Source organism: Bradyrhizobium sp. USDA 4538 (assembly GCF_024171045.1).
Lineage (GTDB): Bacteria > Pseudomonadota > Alphaproteobacteria > Rhizobiales > Xanthobacteraceae > Bradyrhizobium > Bradyrhizobium australafricanum.
In genome coordinates this window covers 1,395,788-1,412,303 of sequence record NZ_JALJZE010000001.1, presented here as the reverse complement: position 1 = coordinate 1,412,303, position 16,516 = coordinate 1,395,788, and the positions used below count along the sequence as shown (strand labels likewise).

The 16,516-nt window shown below is 58.3% G+C and carries 14 protein-coding genes and 1 pseudogene; 9 read left to right on the top strand and 6 right to left on the bottom strand.

Going from position 1 to position 16,516, the window contains the following annotated elements:
• Positions 1-161 precede the first annotated feature (161 nt).
• The 6 genes and pseudogenes from J2R78_RS06050 to nodD1 form a co-directional block, all read right to left on the bottom strand.
• A pseudogene (locus tag J2R78_RS06050) lies at positions 162-419 on the bottom strand (transposase); the annotation flags it as partial.
• A 937-nt stretch (positions 420-1,356) separates the two neighbouring features.
• On the bottom strand, positions 1,357-2,469 hold the full coding sequence (locus J2R78_RS06045; RefSeq protein WP_253603412.1) for a branched-chain amino acid ABC transporter substrate-binding protein: 1,113 nt from the start codon (positions 2,467-2,469) through the stop codon (positions 1,357-1,359).
• A 336-nt stretch (positions 2,470-2,805) separates the two neighbouring features.
• Entirely contained in the window at positions 2,806-3,519 is a 714-nt protein-coding gene (locus tag J2R78_RS06040) for a MerR family transcriptional regulator (protein WP_176731412.1), read from the bottom strand.
• A gap of 122 nt (positions 3,520-3,641) precedes the next feature.
• On the bottom strand, positions 3,642-3,851 hold the full coding sequence (locus J2R78_RS06035; RefSeq protein ID WP_081334890.1) for a hypothetical protein: 210 nt from the start codon (positions 3,849-3,851) through the stop codon (positions 3,642-3,644).
• Positions 3,852-4,450: 599 nt separating this feature from the next.
• Positions 4,451-5,446, bottom strand: coding sequence for a transcriptional regulator NodD2 (gene nodD2 / locus J2R78_RS06030; protein WP_069280018.1), 996 nt, complete (start codon positions 5,444-5,446; stop codon positions 4,451-4,453).
• 633 nt (positions 5,447-6,079) lie between these two features.
• Positions 6,080-7,024, bottom strand: coding sequence for a transcriptional regulator NodD1 (nodD1, locus tag J2R78_RS06025; RefSeq protein WP_069280017.1), 945 nt, complete (start codon positions 7,022-7,024; stop codon positions 6,080-6,082).
• A 535-nt stretch (positions 7,025-7,559) separates the two neighbouring features.
• On the opposite strand from nodD1, the gene J2R78_RS06020 reads away from it, so the two are divergent.
• From J2R78_RS06020 to J2R78_RS05980, 9 genes are all read left to right on the top strand, one after another.
• The gene (locus J2R78_RS06020) at positions 7,560-8,192 is read left to right on the top strand and encodes a NodA family N-acyltransferase (RefSeq protein WP_069280041.1); all 633 of its coding nucleotides are present in this window, start codon (positions 7,560-7,562) and stop codon (positions 8,190-8,192) included.
• Positions 8,189-8,848 carry a chitooligosaccharide deacetylase NodB gene (gene nodB / locus J2R78_RS06015; protein WP_069280016.1) on the top strand — a complete coding sequence of 220 codons (660 nt, stop codon included), beginning with the start codon at positions 8,189-8,191 and terminating at the stop codon, positions 8,846-8,848. Before J2R78_RS06020 ends, nodB begins: the two co-directional genes overlap by 4 nt.
• Positions 8,849-8,863: 15 nt before the next feature.
• Complete coding sequence (nodC, locus tag J2R78_RS06010; protein WP_081334889.1) at positions 8,864-10,234, top strand: chitooligosaccharide synthase NodC; 1,371 nt, start codon at positions 8,864-8,866, stop codon at positions 10,232-10,234.
• Positions 10,235-10,245: 11 nt separating this feature from the next.
• Positions 10,246-10,878: a nodulation methyltransferase NodS gene (nodS, locus tag J2R78_RS06005; protein WP_069280015.1), complete on the top strand. Its 633-nt coding sequence runs from the start codon at positions 10,246-10,248 to the stop codon at positions 10,876-10,878.
• Positions 10,879-10,891: 13 nt separating this feature from the next.
• Entirely contained in the window at positions 10,892-12,601 is a 1,710-nt protein-coding gene (nodU, locus tag J2R78_RS06000; RefSeq protein WP_069280014.1) for a nodulation protein NodU, read from the top strand.
• A gap of 1 nt (position 12,602) precedes the next feature.
• A complete protein-coding gene (gene nodI, locus J2R78_RS05995) occupies positions 12,603-13,523 on the top strand; it encodes a nodulation factor ABC transporter ATP-binding protein NodI (protein WP_245314072.1) in 921 nt (306 codons plus the stop codon).
• Between the two features lie 3 nt (positions 13,524-13,526).
• Complete coding sequence (locus J2R78_RS05990; protein WP_069280013.1) at positions 13,527-14,318, top strand: ABC transporter permease; 792 nt, start codon at positions 13,527-13,529, stop codon at positions 14,316-14,318.
• A gap of 610 nt (positions 14,319-14,928) precedes the next feature.
• On the top strand, positions 14,929-15,945 hold the full coding sequence (locus J2R78_RS05985; RefSeq protein ID WP_276327028.1) for a nodulation protein NodZ: 1,017 nt from the start codon (positions 14,929-14,931) through the stop codon (positions 15,943-15,945).
• Positions 15,942-16,148, top strand: a complete 207-nt coding sequence (locus J2R78_RS05980; RefSeq protein WP_141713652.1) for a hypothetical protein — start codon at positions 15,942-15,944, stop codon at positions 16,146-16,148. Before J2R78_RS05985 ends, J2R78_RS05980 begins: the two co-directional genes overlap by 4 nt.
• The last annotated feature ends 368 nt before the right edge of the window (positions 16,149-16,516 follow it).

Sequence of the window (16,516 nt, the reverse complement as noted above, 5' to 3'; positions counted from 1 at the left end):
CATCTCCGTTTTTGGACCAGGAGTCCTGGGTTGCCTGGTGCCGCGGCGCTCAAAGACGGCTTGCCCGGTATTTGACTGCTCTTGATCCGCTCATTGGGGTATGGTGGCTGGGCTAGCACGAGGTGATTGGGTCCCATGAGGATCTGCAGTCCTGATCACTACTTTGGCAGAAGCTCGCGGAGCGCCGCCACACCGAGCATGTGCTCGACCAGTAGCATCTTTAGCTTCGCGTTCTCCTCTTCCAGGGCGTTCAATCGCTTGGCCGCAGAAATGTCCATGCCGCCAAACTTGGCTTTCCAATTGTAGATCTCCGCTTCAGAGGTCCTGTGCCTGCGAGCTACGTCGGCCGCCTTCGCACCAGCCTCATGCTCCTTCAATATCGCGATAATCTGCTCTTCGGTGAATCTTGATCGCTTCATCTGTCCGCCCTTGTTGCGGCAAGAGTTGCTCGCCAGCTGGAGCAAATGCCCAATAAGAGGTCATCTGCCGCGCGCCAGGGCGAAACCTGGGTCGGAAGGTACTCCAGAAGGTTCGAGCTCAATGAAGTCTGCTGCAACTTCCCGTCTTTCAGGCCGGATAGGCCGAAGGTTGTCCTTGGCAAAGCGGAGCCCAAAGATGCAGACACCGATAGCTTGGCGGATCACACCGACGTTGAAAATATTCTGTATCGTGTAAATAGCGCCGATTTGTACGTGGCGCCGGGCGGCTTGGCGGCGGCTCGCCCCCAGGTAGATCCTTTCCTTGCAGAACAGCATTGCTGTGCAAGGGTAGCAACAAGCCTTCGACTAAGCCGGCGGATAGCGACAATGAGTTCTCATTGAAGACAAGTTTGGCGCGCGTCGCGTGGAGAGTGGGTTGGCTGGAACGCCAATTGGTCGTCTTGTGCGCAGTTCGCGGTGTTTCGCACGGCCCGGCAATGGCCATAGTTTGGAGCGCGCAAGTGCATTTGTCAGCATGTGCGCTCAATCGCGCAAATTGTCGCTGCAAATCGAATTTCATGGCTAAGTTCTGTGACTGAACCGCCATTCGCCTAGCCGCTGCAGAAGGCATGGAAGGATTATTTGAGAAAGATCCGGCGAACCAAAGGGGGCAAGCATCGAACTGATCGAGACTAGCTTGGCAAGGTCGAGTAGCAACGCTGAAGGTTGGCACGGGTACTATTTGTCTATCATCTGTCGTAACTCATCTGCCTGCGGATCGACGTCAGGCAGCTGTGCGAGAGCCGCAGCGAGCGCAAAAAATGCTCCGAAGGCCGCGAGTATAAGAGAGCACCCGAGTATCGCTGCACTAAGGTCGTCAGGGTGTCTCATCATCTGTGTCCTCGGGTGAATTGTGGGAGGCTACGCATCGCCCCGATCAGTTCTGCTCAACAGCTTCGACATGCCCGTCGCGCCACCGGTAAACGAGAAACCCAGGAGCCGCGTTGTCTCCCTTGGAATCAAACAGAACTGGGCCGACTACGGTATCGGTCGGGCGCGAACGAAGGGCGTCGGCGACCCGTCGAGCATCGAACGAGCCGGCCCGCTTCACCCCCTCTGCCCATGCTTGGACGGCTGCATAGGCGTAAAGCGTGTAGCCCTCGGCGGAGAGGTTGGCAGCTTTAAGTCTGGCCGTGATGCCGGCCGCGTTGGCATTCTTGGTGGGGTCGTCCATGAAGGTGAACAACGTGCCATTTCCGGCACTGCTGGTAATGGCCCAGAATTCAGAGGTCATCAGCGGATCGTTCGCCATGATGGTGAGGCCCGCACCCGCTTCTGACGCTTGGCGTACGATCAGTCCAACTTCGGTATGATATCCGCCGATATAGACGAGCCGCACCCCCCCGTTCTTCATCCTCGAGACCAGCGCAGCATAGTCCTTTTCACCCGCCACATAGCTTTGTCGAATGACGGTCTCACCTGACCTCTGAAGCTGTGCCGCGACCACGTCGGCAATGCCCTTGCCTGCCGTGCTCTTGTCATCGAGCACTGCGATTGTCTCGTTATGGTAGTTTTTGCGAATGTACTCTGCTGCAACGAGGCCCTGTTGGTCGTCGCGGCCGCAGATTCGAAATACCGTCTTAAGACCACGCTCCGTCAGCCTAGGATTTGTCGAACCAGGTGACATTTGAAGAATGCCCGCTTCGTCGTAGACGTCGGAGGCTGGAATCGACGAAGAAGAACAAAAATGACCAACGACCAGCCGCACGCGCTCTGCTGAAAGCTTGTTCGCCACTGCGACGGCTTGCTTGGGGTCACATGCGTCGTCGACGACAGTCAATATCAGCTTGCTATCTGGAAGTTGGCCCGATGCGTTCAATGCCTCGACGGCGGCAGCCGTGCCATCGCGCATTTGTGCGCCAAACGCAGCGCTGCTTCCGCTCATCGGACCAGCCACCGCAATATTGACGTCGGAGGCGCGCGTGGTCGAGGCAAGAGCGCTGAAAAGCAGCGCTGCACTTGCAGCCAAAGCGTGGCGCCTACCCAACATTGTAGAGCTCCAATGTTCACCTGAAGTGAGCCGCCTGCGTTGGCGGTCCGACTTGTCTCCGGACGTCGATGCGGTTGCTGAGCGAACTCGTGCACGTCAGCTCGGCCACACCGCAACCAGAGCTTACAATGTGACGTTACGTGCGGTTCAAGCGCTTTTTGAGGATGCGTCTGACCATGGCGGCGGCGGGAGGCTCGGGGGGGCCAGGCGGGAAGATCTGTTCGGTTGAGCCACGCACTCGGCCGTCGCGCCTCGAGCTGGTGTACGAGGCGTCAACGGCTCTCATCTAGATGGCCAAGACCAAGGGACAATTCCGCGCGTGCCTGGGCCATGCCGTCAGTACGGCTGATCTTCCAAGCCGGCAAGGGCGAGATCGAGATACTGCATGAGACTGGGATCCCAACCCGCCAGACTGCGCGGGGCGCTCAACCGCGCAAGGACCTTGAGGATCGTCGAAACGCGTGAATCAGCTCCGGCGATTTCGCCGATTAGCAACCGCGCTGCAACTGCGACAGCCTTTGCTCGCTCACCACAGGGATGTTCGCCTCTATCCATACAATCGCGCAGCTCGTCGCGAATCCGCCGCCACCGCTCGTCGCGCTCGGCGACCAGCTTACAGGTGCATCGCGAGGTTTGGTTACGCGTCTCAACCCGAGACATGGCTACCAAGGTGGCAGGCAGCTCGTCTACACTCACCTGGATCTCACTGTCCGTGGTCATGTCACGTAAACGATCTCGCAACAGGGTTGCTCGAGCGACTTGAAGTTCGATCCGCTCCAAATGTTTGCGTAGGAGATCAATCAGTGAAGTCGTGCCCTCCATAGCCTTCCGGATTTCGTGGAGGGAGAAGCCAAGCTCACGTAGCGCTCGAATCTGATGAACCCGTTGAACGCTTTCGCGATCGTACATCCGGTGACCGCCGTCAGTGCGTTCTGATGCGGCTAAGAGTCCCGTATGCTCATAATGATGCAGCGTGCGTACCGTCACTCCGGTCGCCTCTGCAAGTTCGCCAATGCGCCATCGACGCCTACGTGGTGTAGCTTTGCTCATGTTGTTCAATTTCAAAGCCTACAACCTGACGTCACGTGTGATTCAAGCTATTTCAAAGCTCTAGCTGGATCGTCTTCTATTCCAGCGTAAGAGATGGTGACTATCCTCAGAATGGCTGGCGATCAACCCTGAGGGGAAATGGTGATCAACAAGTTCATCAGGCGTGCCAGTCCAGACTCGCCGATCTCTGCACGCTCCAAGATGAGTTTGGCAACGGCTGTGCGATTTTCAGAAGTTCGCATCGATGGCGGTAACGCGGTGATTGCGCCGTCAAAGAGGCTTCCTAAGACAGAAAGTTCTTCCGGATCGAATACGCCTCTGTACTGTTCCAACGATCAGCTCCTTGTTGTCATTGCGCCAAGGCAGCGCACGTCGTCAAGACGTTTGGCCGCGGTAGGGCCAAAAGAAGTCAGACTGGCGACGCAAAGCGATGAAGGTGCGATGCACTTTAAGGTGATGCGACAAGGCAACACAGGTGCGCGGTGTTCTGCAGAATCGCACGAGCGAGTCCCGCCACCTCCGTAACGGATCGGTGTGAGGGCTGTGCGGCTCGGCGAAAGCGAATCGGCTGCGGCCGTGAGGAGCCCTACTAGCTCTGAGAGTGGACGGCGAGCTCCGAGCTGATCTTACTCATCTATATATGGCTGCTGGGCGAGGCAGTGTTGTGTAGGGCCTGGCTCAAGTGAGCATCAGCCGTGTGTTGCTTCGTCTCTGATGCGCGGCCCTCTAAAACCACGCGACAGGCGGCTTGAGCCGTCGCCCGCATGTCGATGGCGATCCTCAGGTGAGAGTCTCACAACAGCGTCGTGTTGGCGGCTGAGGCAGCGAAGCCGCGGGACGTTCATGAGCAAAGAATGAGCGTCGGTAGAGTAGTCTAAAATTCAGCTGTCGAAACATGCAGGCGGAGATTCGCGTAGCCTGCAAAGGGTCCTTACGATGGACGCGAGGCAGCTCTCGCCAAGCTTCTGTCAGTATCCGCTTGTCCCGAAGCGGAGATCATGGAGCACTCGTCAGGTACAGATGTCATGCGTGCCGCCTCCTGCAACAATATCTCTCGCATCCAGATGCTCTCCGGATCGCTATTGTGAAGGACTGGCCATTGGACCGCCTCGGTGAAGGAGGGGAATGACTGCGGAAGCTCGGCAATCCGAAGAGGCACCATCCTTTCGAAATGCTTAACGAGCCTGAATGGCATGGTCCCTATGCGGCTCGTGCCCTCCAGCATGGGCGGAATCGTGCCGTAGTTCTGCACGAGAACGTCGATGCGCCGGTTGAGGCCGCGATCGAGCAAAAAGCACTCCTCGATGGGAGGTTTGCGCGCAACTCCGACCTTAACCGCAACGTGGCTCATTGACATATATCGATCAAATGTAAGCCGTCGCTGCAGCTGCCCGTTCGTGCTGCAGCCCACACACACCAGCCTATCCTCGAACAGGGCTATCCGTGGGTGCGCGCTAGACATGAATAGTTCAGGCAGGATAACAAAATCAACCTCGCCACGCCGAAGAAGCTCATCGTGCTCATCCGTGAGCGCCACCAGTTCGAAGCTGACGGCGGGTGCCTCTCGTGCGACGCGCTCTACGACATGTCGGAAGAATACGACCGTTATGAAGTCAGAAAGACCGATCCTGAATCGCCGCGTCGATTGCGCCGGATTGAACGCGTCGCGAGCGATGATGGACAGTTGGATGTGCATCAGAGCCTCGCGAACGGGACCCGCCAGTCCTTCTGCGCGTGCGGTAGGGACAAGTTCCCGGCCCCTCATCGCAAACATCTCATCGCGAAAGTAGGAGCGCAGCCGAGCAACGGCTGCGCTCATGGCCGGCTGGCTGAGGTTGATCTTGCGTGCTGCTGCGGTAAGACTGCGCTCAGTCATAAGAGCATCGAGGGCAACGAGAAGATTCAGATCCAGGCCTTTGAAACGCATATCCAACTATCCGACGCGATCGTCTTTACAGTGCATACAATGAGCGGCAATGGCTGCATCTGAAGCGGCAGCACTGGCTCGCCCGAATCAACTTCGTTCCTCTGGCGCGATCGCGAAAAGAAAGCTCGCGGATCATCGCAGAATGTCCGGCAGGGCGACCGGGCTCCGACCTACCTCTGGACCCGTCGGGCGCCAACCTGATCGAGCTCCGTCGATCCTGGGCCACACTGGCAACTCGGCCCGGTCGAGTTGCCAGCCGAAGTGCCGTGCCTATCGCGTATATTCGTGAGTTCGCCCGATGCGACCCATCGACGTCCACCAGCGCAGCGTTAGTCAGGAGACGAAACTACAACCTGACGCAGTGTCGGATTCAAGCAGTTAAATTGGCCCCATCAAATATCATTGTATCCGAGGACGTGAGTCCTTCCGCGACGGTGCCGGATCGTGCCCGCAGGACAGGCGTAGTAAACAACATTTTGCGAGATCATTACGTGCGCGAGCCGGCAGTCCATTGCCGGCGCACGCGCGCATTTTGCAGCGTGGCTGTACGCGACGCTGAAATGAGACAGCCGGCCAGCCCGCCGATGATCGGGTAGGGGTTGTTCTACTGCCGGGGGGCGGCTTGTGGCGAAGCTAGCCGCGCCTGCGCGCTGTGGGTTCCCGATGCCCAGATGCCATGTTGGATGCCTCCTCCAGCAAGATCCGCCGCATCCAAATGCTCGCCGGATCGGTATTGTGGAATGCAGGCCACTGCACTGCCTCGGTGAATGAAGGCAGGGGAAGCGGTGGCTCCACGATCCGTAAGGGCATTCGCTTTTCGAAATGTCTGGCAAGACGTAACGGCATTGTCCCTATACGGCCCGTATCCAGCAATATGGGCGGAATAAGGCTGAAGCCCTGCACAACGACCTCGATCCGTCTTTTCAAGCCGTGCTCGAGCAAAAACCATTCTTCGAGGTTGGGCCTCAGCGCCCGTCCGAACTTGGCAGCAACGTGCCCCATAGAATTGTATTTCTCGAAAGTAAGTGGCCGCGATAGCTGCTTGTTCGTGCGGCATCCCACGCACACGAGGGTCTCATCGAATAGCGTCGCCTTCGGATGCGCACTCGACATGAACAGTTCCGGCAGAATGAGAAAGTCGACCTCGCCGCGGCGGAGCAACTCACCAGGCTCATCGGAAACTGGCAGCAATTCGAAGCGCACTGTAGGCGCCTCCTGCGCGATACGATCGACAATCCTCCGAAAAAACACGATTGTCATGAAATCAGAGAGAATGACTCTGAAGCGTCGGCTCGACTGAGCCGGGTCGAACGCTTCACGAGAGATGATCGAGAGTTGGATGTGCAGCAGGGCCTCGCGAACGGGGCCTGCAAGCCCCTCAGCGCCGGGCGTCGGGACGAGCTCGCGACCTCTCATCGTAAACAATTCATCGCGAAAGTAGCTGCGCAGCCGCGCGATCGCGGCGCTCATAGCGGGCTGGCTCAGATTAATGTTGCGCGCCGCCGCTGTGAGGTTGCGCTCGGTCATTAGAGCATCGAGCGCAACGAGAAGATTTAGATCAAGTCCCTTGAACCGCATTTGTGAGTCTATCCATCGTATGGATGTGTTCTATCGAAACAATCGATTTTACCAAATTGCGGAATGTTGGATAGCAAACATCAGTTTGGAAAATGAATTAGGCATACCACGATGGCTGCTGGTCGCACGCGAGCTCGAAGAAGAACTCCTGGACGTGCGAGTGGCCGCCGAATCGGCGTGAGCAGTGGGTGTTGCTGCCACATGCGAGTTGCGCCGTTTCCCTGTGCGACAAGCACGCGCTGCGATCGTAGGCAGGTCCCGCTAAACCTTCGTATGTGTGTTCCAACCCTTTCCATATCGGCGGTTTACCCGCGTACACTTGAGGGCCCGCTCAGCCTCACCTTAGTGTCGCGACCAATCGGCGTGCGCAGATTGCGGATGCCAAATAGTTGCGGCGGCTGACCAAATGGCGCGCCTATCCATCGCAGTACAAGGCGTGTCGAAGATGCATAGGACCGAACTTGATCTGGCGCCAGCTGGGCGCGCCATCGATGAGCTCTCCGCTCTCACCGCCACTGGCGCAGGGAAGTCCGCCATGAATATTGCCGCATCCAGGACTGCGGAAGCGCCTTCCGCGCGCACTCAAGTGCAGTGGAGCCGCCGCTGGGAAAACGAGCTGCAGCTCGCCGATCATACCGAGCTTGCCGACTTCTTCCGTAAGAGTTACGGGCCGACCGGTGCGTTCAATGCGCAGCCGTTCGAAGGCAATCGGAGTTGGGCCGGTGCAAGGCCTGAAGTCCGGATCATCGGTCACGACGCGCGCGGCGTTGCGGCTCATGTCGGTCTACTACGCCGCTTCATCAAGATAGATGGCATCGACCTTCTCGTGGCCGAACTTGGACTATATGCCGTGCGTCCCGATCTTGAGGGGCTTGGAATCAGCCACTCGATGCGCGTGATGTATCCTGTGCTGCATGAGTTAGGGGTGCCATTCGGTTTTGGCACGGTCCGGCCCGCGCTTGAGAAGCATTTTACCAGGCTGGTCGGAAGGCAGGGATTAGCAACCCTCATGTCTGGCGTTCGTGTCCGTTCCACCCAGCCAGATGTCTACCCCAATTTGTCGCCGATCCGCGTCGAAGACGTGCTCGTGGTGGTGTTCCCGGTTGGACGCTCAATCGGCGAGTGGCCGGCTGGAACGGTTATCGATCGGAACGGGCCCGAGCTGTGAACGAACTCATCCGCCAATCTGCTGCGCGGTGCGACTACGGTGGCGTCAACGGAAGTCGCTCGGTCTACTTGACCTTCGACGATGGGCCCAACCCATTCTGCACGCCATACGTCCTCGATTTGCTGACCCATCATCGGGTGCCGGCGACGTTCTTCGTTATCGGCACGTACGCGGCCGACCAGCCTGAACTCATTCGGCGAATGATCGCCGAAGGGCACGAAGTTGCAAACCACACGATGACGCATCCGGATCTGTCCAGATGCGAACCGGCGGAGGTACACAATGAGGTGCTCACGGCGAGCAGGGCCATTCGATTGGCATGTCCGCAGGCGTTGCCCAGGCACATGCGGGCCCCCTACGGCATATGGACCGAAGACGTGCTTGCTACGTCAGCCAAGGCAGGGCTCGCAGCTGTGCATTGGTCGGTCGATCCAAGAGATTGGTCGCGCCCCGGGGTCGATAGCATCGTGAACTCAGTGATGGCGGCCGTTCGCCCGGGTGCAATTGTGCTCCTGCACGACGGATATCCTCCGGATGAGGCGATATCGTGCACGGATGCCACATCGCGCGATCAGACGGTGAGGGCGCTGTCATATCTGATTCCGGCACTCCAGCTGCGCGGATTCGAAATCCATCCGCTTCCTCAACTTCACTGAAAAAATTGGCACCCAATGGACCTGCTCGCTACAACCAGCGCTGTCGCCGTTTCGTCTTATGCGCTGCTCTCGACCGTCTACAAGAGCGCGCAAGCGCTTTACGCTCAGCCGGCCAATACCTCGCAGCTGCACGACGATCTAGGACAAGCCGAGGTGGCTCTGCCCAGCGTAGATGTCATCGTGCCGTGTTTCAACGAGGATCCAGACACACTCTCTGAATGCCTCGCGTCGCTTGCAAGCCAAGACTACGCTGGAATGCTGCAGGTCCACGTGGTCGACGACGGATCCGCAAATCGCGACCTTGTGGCGCCTGTACATGCAATCTATGCGAACGATCCGAGGTTTCGCGTCATTTTGCTTGCCAAGAACGTCGGAAAGCGCAAGGCGCAGATTGCAGCGATACGCAACTCTTCCGGCGATCTGGTGCTCAACGTCGACTCGGATACGATACTTGCCCCTGACGTGGTAACGAAGCTTGTATTGAAGATGCAGCACCCCGAAGTCGGCGCGGCCATGGGCCAATTGGTGGCCAGCAATCGCAACGAAACCTGGCTGACCGAGCTGATCGATATGGAATACTGGCTGGCCTGCAACGAGGAGCGGGCGGCCCAAGCTCGATTCGGTGCGGTGATGTGCTGCTGTGGCCCATGTGCCATGTATCGGCGCTCGGCGCTCGCGATGCTGCTTGATCAATACGAAACGCAATTCTTCCGTGGAAAGCCAAGCGATTTCGGCGAGGATCGTCATCTAACGATCCTCATGCTCAAGGCTGGATTTCGAACCGAGTATGTTCCCGACGCGATCGCGGCTACCGTGGTGCCCGACAGCCTTGGGCCATATCTGCGACAGCAACTTCGTTGGGCCCGCAGTACCTTTCGGGACACGTTTCTGGCATTGCGTCTGCTCCCCGAGCTCGATGGCTATCTGACGCTAGATGTCGTCGGACAAAATCTCGGCCCCTTGCTTCTCGCCGTGTCGTCGCTGGCTGCACTCACACAGTTTGTCATCGCGGGGTCAGTGGCCTGGTGGACAGTACTGACGATTGCAGCAATGACGATGGTCCGTTGCAGCGTGGCGGCATTCCGTGCTCGCGATATGCGGTTTCTCGGCTTCTCGCTCCACACACCCATCAACATCTTTCTTTTGCTGCCGCTGAAGGCCTATGCGCTCTGTACATTGAGCAATAGCGACTGGCTGTCGCGCAAGGTCATCGTGACAAGCGAAGCAGAGAAGAAGGCTGCGGTCCCGCACACGACCGCCGCAATAGGCGCTGCAAGAAGCGGGGCGAGTTCCGGTGCAATTCGCAAGTCCGAGCGTCCGCACCTTCCATCGAGTGTGGCCGCGATCGAGATTTGCGGTCACGATCGATCGAGCGCCTACAAGTAGGTTGAAGGCCCATGACGCCGGACAACAACAACTACCAGCTACTGGAACGCGAGTTGGCTGTCGACGATCCATGGCGTCTCGATAGCAATTCGTTCGAGCAGGAGCGCTATGTGCAAATGCTCCGGATCTCGCGTTGCAACGGGGATGTTGCTCATGCACTCGAGGTCGGATGTGCCGCCGGCGCATTCACCGAAATGCTGGCGCCCCACTGCCAACAGCTCACCGTGGTGGATGTCATGCCACAGGCGATTGAGCGGGCGCGGCAACGGACCAAGAGATGGTCACATATCAGGTGGAGAACCTGCGACATTAAGCAGTTCTCGACTGCCGAGCGGTTCGATCTGATCGTCGTAGCCGAGGTTCTCTACTACCTCAAGGACGTCGTCGAGATGCACGCGGCCATCCGCAATCTGGCGGGTCTGCTTGCACCAAATGGCGCTCTGGTGTTCGGATCGGCACGTGATGCCACGTGTCGACGCTGGGGCCATGCTGCCGGCGCGGAAACGGTGATTGCTCTCTTCAAAGAGAGTCTGATCGAGGTCGAGCGTCTGCATTGCTACACTGAGTCGGTCAACGAAGACTGTTTGCTTGTCCTGTTCCGGAAGCCGACTAACTCGTCAGAACAACCAAATTTGGGTCATTAGGTCAGGGGTTCGTATGCGCATCTGCGGCATTAAGTTAACACACGATGGCGCAATTGCCGTCGTCGAGGACGGGCAGCTTGTCTTTTGCACCGAGCAAGAGAAGCGCGCCAACAGCCCACGCTACCAATCCGTCGATAACCTCGATGCAGTCGTGCTCGCATTGGCCGAACACGGCCTTGACCCTCGAGATATTGATCAGTTCGTCATCGATGGCTGGGATGGGGAGATTGAGTCGCAATTCCAGGTCCTGAGTGGGGCGGTTCCGATCGCGCTGAAAGGGGCGCCATATGTCGAGCGGCGTGCCGAGGGCCTTCTTGATTCCGTCGACGGCTACGGCCTGATCCTCGGTGGCAAGGTATTTCCCTATAAGAGTTACCCCCACGTGACGGGCCACGTCGCGTCGGCTTATAGCACCAGCCCCTTTGCCGGCGCCGGAAAACCCGCGTTTTGTCTGGTGTGGGATGGCTGTATTTTTCCACGTCTCTACTATGTCGAGCCGCGCGGTGCGCGGCTCATCGCGTGCCTGTTTCCGATGATCGGTCATGCTTATGCTGCCGCTGGCCTTCATTTCGGGCCTTACAGGCAGCCGAACCGCACCAATTGGGACTTGGGCATCGCCGGCAAGCTGATGGCCTATATCGCGCTTGGCTCTGTCGACGAATCCATCGTGACGGTGTTTCAGGACCTTTACGAAAAGCGCTTCGCGGCCGACACGGAGCAGGCGCGTCGCTATCGCGCCGATATCAATAATGCGGAGGCGTCGCTTGCGGCTGTGCACGAATTTTTTGAGGCGAGCGCGCCGCGCGTGACGGGCAAGCGTGCGGAGGACGTTCTGGCGTCGTTTCATGTGTTCCTGGAGCGTCTTCTTGTCCGGGAAATCGCGATGGTTCTGCTGCGGCACTCGTCGCTTCCGGGCGCGAGAAACCTGTGTGTCGCCGGGGGGTGTGGGCTCAATATCAAGTGGAATAGTGCGCTTCGCGCGACGGGATTGTTCGATGAGGTCTGGGTGCCGCCGTTTCCAAATGACAGCGGCTCGGCGATCGGCGCTGCCTGCGGTGCGATGGCAGCGAAAAATGGGTTCGGGCCACTCGAATGGTCAGTCTACAGCGGCCCGGCGCTACAGACCGGCGAGATTCAGTCGGAATGGGAGGCTGCGCCGTGCAGTCTACGAGAACTCGCGGCCATACTCGCCGACAACAAGCCCGTGATATTTCTCTCGGGACGCGCCGAGCTTGGGCCGCGCGCATTGGGTGGCAGAAGCATTCTTGCGGCAGCGACGTCGGCGACAATGAAAGATCATCTCAACGACATCAAGCGTCGCGAGCACTTCCGGCCGGTAGCGCCGATTTGCCTGGAGGATCGGGCGCCAGAGATCTTCAGCCCCGGCACGCCAGATCCTTATATGCTGTTCGATCACGAGACCCGGGCGGAATGGCGCGATAAGGTCCCCGCCGTCGTCCATCTGGATGGCTCCGCGCGGCTGCAGACGGTCGCCCGCAACTCTCCGCACAAAATCGCAGAGCTCCTCGTCGAATTTGAGCAGCTCACGGGCATTCCACTGCTTTGCAATACGAGTGCCAACCTGAACGGACGAGGATTCTTCCCGGATGCCGCCGCCGCCTGCCAATGGGGACGCGTCGAGCATGTGTGGTGCGACGGTCTGCTTTGGACCAAAACGCTCGTAGGAAAGACAACGTCGGCTGAACGGCTTCTGTCGGCCTAAGATGAACATGTCCACCGCGGCAATCGACCTTTCCGGCGTACGAAAGTCATTTGGCGGCAAGATCATTGTCGACGAACTGTCGTTCTCGGTTGCGCGCGGAGAATGCTTCGGCCTGCTCGGGCCGAATGGAGCCGGCAAGAGCACGATCGCGCGTATGCTCCTTGGTATGATCTCGCCGGATGCCGGCAAGATTACAGTGCTTGACGCGGCTGTGCCTGCGCGGGCTCGCGTCGCACGTATGCGCATCGGCGTAGTGCCGCAATTCGATAACCTTGAACTGGAGTTCACTGTACGAGAGAACCTGCGGATGTTCGGCCGTTACTTCGGCATGAGCGCCAGCGAGATCGAGGCGGTTGTACCTTCGCTGCTGGAGTTTGCGCGTCTTGAAAGCAAAGCGGACGTGCGCGTCGCTGCACTGTCAGGTGGCATGAAGCGGCGGCTCACGCTGGCGCGTGCTCTTATCAATGACCCGCATCTGCTCGTGATGGACGAGCCCACGACTGGTCTTGATCCGCACGCCCGTCACCTGATCTGGGAACGCCTGCGTGTCCTGCTTTCGCGCGGCAAGACGATCCTCTTGACTACTCACTTCATGGAAGAGGCGCAACGCCTGTGTAATCGGCTGTGCGTGCTCGAGAGTGGACGCATGATCGCCGAAGGAAAGCCGGAAGCCTTGATCGACGAGCATATCGGATGCGATGTGATCGAAATCTATGGCGGTGATCCGCATGAGCTCACTGAGTTGATCAGACCTTACGCGCGGAACATCGAAGTGAGTGGAGAGACGCTGTTCTGTTATGCACCATATCCGGAGCAGGTACGTGTGCAACTGCGCGGGCGAGCGGGCCTTCGCATTCTGCAGCGGCCGCCGAATCTCGAAGACGTGTTTTTGCGGCTAACCGGACGCGAGATGGAGAAATGAGAGATGGGTGAAAGTTTTGCCGCGCTGATGCCCGCTAACGCGTACAATTGGATCGCGGTATGGCGTCGAAACTTCCTGGCATGGAGGAAAGTCGCGCTTGCATCGGTTCTCGGCAACCTCGCAGATCCCATAACTAACCTGTTTGGCCTTGGCTTTGGTCTCGGGCTAATCGTGGGCCGCGTTGAGGGAACCTCGTACATCGCATTTTTGTCGGCGGGCATGGTCGCGACCAGCGCCATGACATCCGCGACCTTTGAAACCATGTATGCGACCTTTGCCCGGATGGGCGCCAATCGCACCTGGGAAGCAATCCTATCAACACAGCTCACGCTTGGCGATATTGTTCTGGGCGAATTGGTCTGGGCGGCCACTAAGTCCATTCTGGCCGGAACTGCAATCGGGATAGTCGCTGCCGTGCTGGGTTATGCTTCCTGGCCGTCCGTTTTGTATGTGATGCCGACGGTCGCCCTTACCGGCCTCGTCTTCGCCAGCCTGGCCATGGTCGTCATATCTCTTGCGCCAAGTTACGACTACTTCGTATTTTACCAGACGCTCATCATTACACCCATGGTGTTTCTGTGTGGTGCGGTCTTTCCGAACAGCCAGCTGCCGAGTTCCTTTCAGCACGTCGCGGGCTTGCTGCCGCTCGCACATTCGGTCGATCTCATTCGCCCAGCGATGCTTGAGCGCGCGGTCAGCGGCGGCGTTGCCGTCCATGTCGGTGCGCTTTGCATATACGCGGTGTTGCCCTTCTTTGTGTCGACAGCATTGTTTCGACGCCGCCTCCTGCGCTGACGAATTGACAGGCTCGCTGCACCGGTCCAGGCGGCGCGAAGGAGCCACCGGAATGGTCAATGATGATATCAAGCAGCTGTGCGTCGGTGCGGTCGATCAGTGCGCGACGCTCGGTACTCCAATAGAGTGGCCGGCGCGTGGGCGGAATTCGCCGTTGCCTTGGCTGTGTGCCTGGGCCGCTTGGATGGCGGATCGTGATAGTACAGGCGACGTAGGTGGAGCGGCGGTTGGCCTTCCTGAGATGATCAAAACGGAGAGCGCAATGTTGTGTCTGGGAGACAGGATCTGTGAAACCTCGCCCGAGCTGCCCCATAATTTCTCGCAGGGTGGCACTACGCTTCTCGCGCGGAGTAGCTGTGTGATCACTACGTCGAACAGCAGCACCTCAAGCGGGTCAAGCACTCCACCAGTTCTCAGATAATTAGGAGACAATAGGCATTCGGCTGAAAGCGGATATATCGGCGCAACCGTTCTGAACAGAGACAAGAGACAAAACGCTGAGAGCACCCGCTACGAGGATAGCGCTGCCATGAAGTTCTACCGACGCAAATCGCGAGCAGCGCAACTGCCGACCATAACATCGGCCAAGATCACATGTGAGGTGTTTCCGATGATATCTCTTGCTCAGGACGTAACGCAAATGCTTGATAGTGCGCAAAATGATCGCTTCGTTGTTTCTCGACGACGTACCGGGTTGGGCGACTGTCTGTGGTCGTTGGCAGCAGCTTGGCGTTTTGCGCAGCGGACCGGACGGAACCTGGTCATCGATTGGCGCGGGTCCTGTTATCTCGATCAACCATTCACCAACGCGTTTCCGGTTTTCTTCGAACCAGTTCAAGAGATTGGCGGTGTAAGGGTGATCTGCGACGACCAGATCAATGAGCGCTCATTTCCGGGGCCGTTCTTCCCGGCATGGTGGAATAGGCCGACCTTTGACTGCGTCTATCGGCCGGATGAGCAGATTTTCCGGGAACGCGACGAACTCGATCAACTGTTTCAAAGCGAGCAAGATTGCGATGCAAATACGGTCGTATGTGACGCCTGCTTGATGTGGCGCTGCGATGAGGAAGCCGAACGAGAGATCTTTCAGAGTATCAAGCCGCGATCCGAAGTGCGGACGCGGATCGATGCCATCTTCCGTGAGCACTTTGACCCGTACAGCGTGATCGGCATTCACGTCCGGCACGGCAACGGCGAAGATATTATGGGGCATGCGCCCTACTGGGCTGATCCGGAGCGCGCCTTGCGACAGGTCTGTGATGCCATTGATAAGGCGAAGGCGTTGCCGCATGCAAAACCGATCAGGGCATTCCTGTGCACGGACAGCGCGCTCGTACTTGAGAAGGTGTCAGCACTGTTTCCCGATGTCTTCACGATCCCAAAGCGCTTCCAGGCGCCTCAAGCCGGGCCTTTGCATAGTGCGGCACTCGGAGCCGAGGGCGGCGTTTCCGCCCTAATCGAGATGTATCTCCTTGCGCGATGCGACACTGTGATCCGTTTTCCGCCGACGAGCGCCTTCACACGTTATGCGCGCCTCTGTGCGCCGCGCGTGATAGAGTTTGATTTGAACGATCCGAGCCGATTGATCTTGATTGAGGAGCCATCACAAGAGCTCGTGGCTTCATGAAAGTTGTAACCCGTTTCATCGACCTGATGGCCGCTTTTTGCATCGAGCAGTGCTGCCGGTATTTTTCCGCGCGGCAACTGCTTGTTAAAACCGACACTCCAGCGACCCCTTGCACTGGAGAAAAGAAAGATGCGGCGGTCGGAAGACATCCGCTGAAGCTCGAACTCGACAAGAGTGGCCGTAGCGCACTGCCACCGCGTTAGACAGGTGGGCATCGGGCCTCGGCTTCGACACGCGCGGGCCGAAGCTGAAAGGCTTTCGTGGCTGCTGGCGGATTAAGTTATCGAATGGTCCGACGTCGAGCCGGCGAGGTCCTTTGCAGCCGCCGGCCACTCGCTCGCGCTGACCAGCACTTCGGGACTACGGTATCGGGCTGGCCCATTCAGCGTCCTAGTCTCAGTCTAGCTTCTTGATGCGAGATACCTGGCGTATTGAGGTGTCGCGTAAGGTTTCGGATCACAAAGACGACCGGCATCTCCGCCATCCTGAATGATCGTTGTAGCGACGAGTGACGGGCGCTGTTTGTCCGCTACATCCCTCGGCTCGGCGATCACAAGAGCGCGACTGAGTG

Bases quoted from the DNA above. Each gene is read 5' to 3' on its own strand.
- J2R78_RS06045 (WP_253603412.1), bottom strand. From the start codon at position 2,469: ATGTTGGGTAGGCGCCACGCTTTGGCTGCAAGTGCAGCGCTGCTTTTC.
- J2R78_RS06040 (WP_176731412.1), bottom strand. From the start codon at position 3,519: ATGAGCAAAGCTACACCACGTAGGCGTCGATGGCGCATTGGCGAACTT.
- nodD2 (WP_069280018.1), bottom strand. From the start codon at position 5,446: ATGCGTTTCAAAGGCCTGGATCTGAATCTTCTCGTTGCCCTCGATGCT.
- nodD1 (WP_069280017.1), bottom strand. From the start codon at position 7,024: ATGCGGTTCAAGGGACTTGATCTAAATCTTCTCGTTGCGCTCGATGCT.
- J2R78_RS06020 (WP_069280041.1), top strand. From the start codon at position 7,560: ATGAATATTGCCGCATCCAGGACTGCGGAAGCGCCTTCCGCGCGCACT.
- nodC (WP_081334889.1), top strand. From the start codon at position 8,864: ATGGACCTGCTCGCTACAACCAGCGCTGTCGCCGTTTCGTCTTATGCG.
- nodS (WP_069280015.1), top strand. From the start codon at position 10,246: ATGACGCCGGACAACAACAACTACCAGCTACTGGAACGCGAGTTGGCT.
- nodU (WP_069280014.1), top strand. From the start codon at position 10,892: ATGCGCATCTGCGGCATTAAGTTAACACACGATGGCGCAATTGCCGTC.
- nodI (WP_245314072.1), top strand. From the start codon at position 12,603: ATGAACATGTCCACCGCGGCAATCGACCTTTCCGGCGTACGAAAGTCA.
- J2R78_RS05990 (WP_069280013.1), top strand. From the start codon at position 13,527: ATGGGTGAAAGTTTTGCCGCGCTGATGCCCGCTAACGCGTACAATTGG.
- J2R78_RS05985 (WP_276327028.1), top strand. From the start codon at position 14,929: ATGATATCTCTTGCTCAGGACGTAACGCAAATGCTTGATAGTGCGCAA.
- J2R78_RS05980 (WP_141713652.1), top strand. From the start codon at position 15,942: ATGAAAGTTGTAACCCGTTTCATCGACCTGATGGCCGCTTTTTGCATC.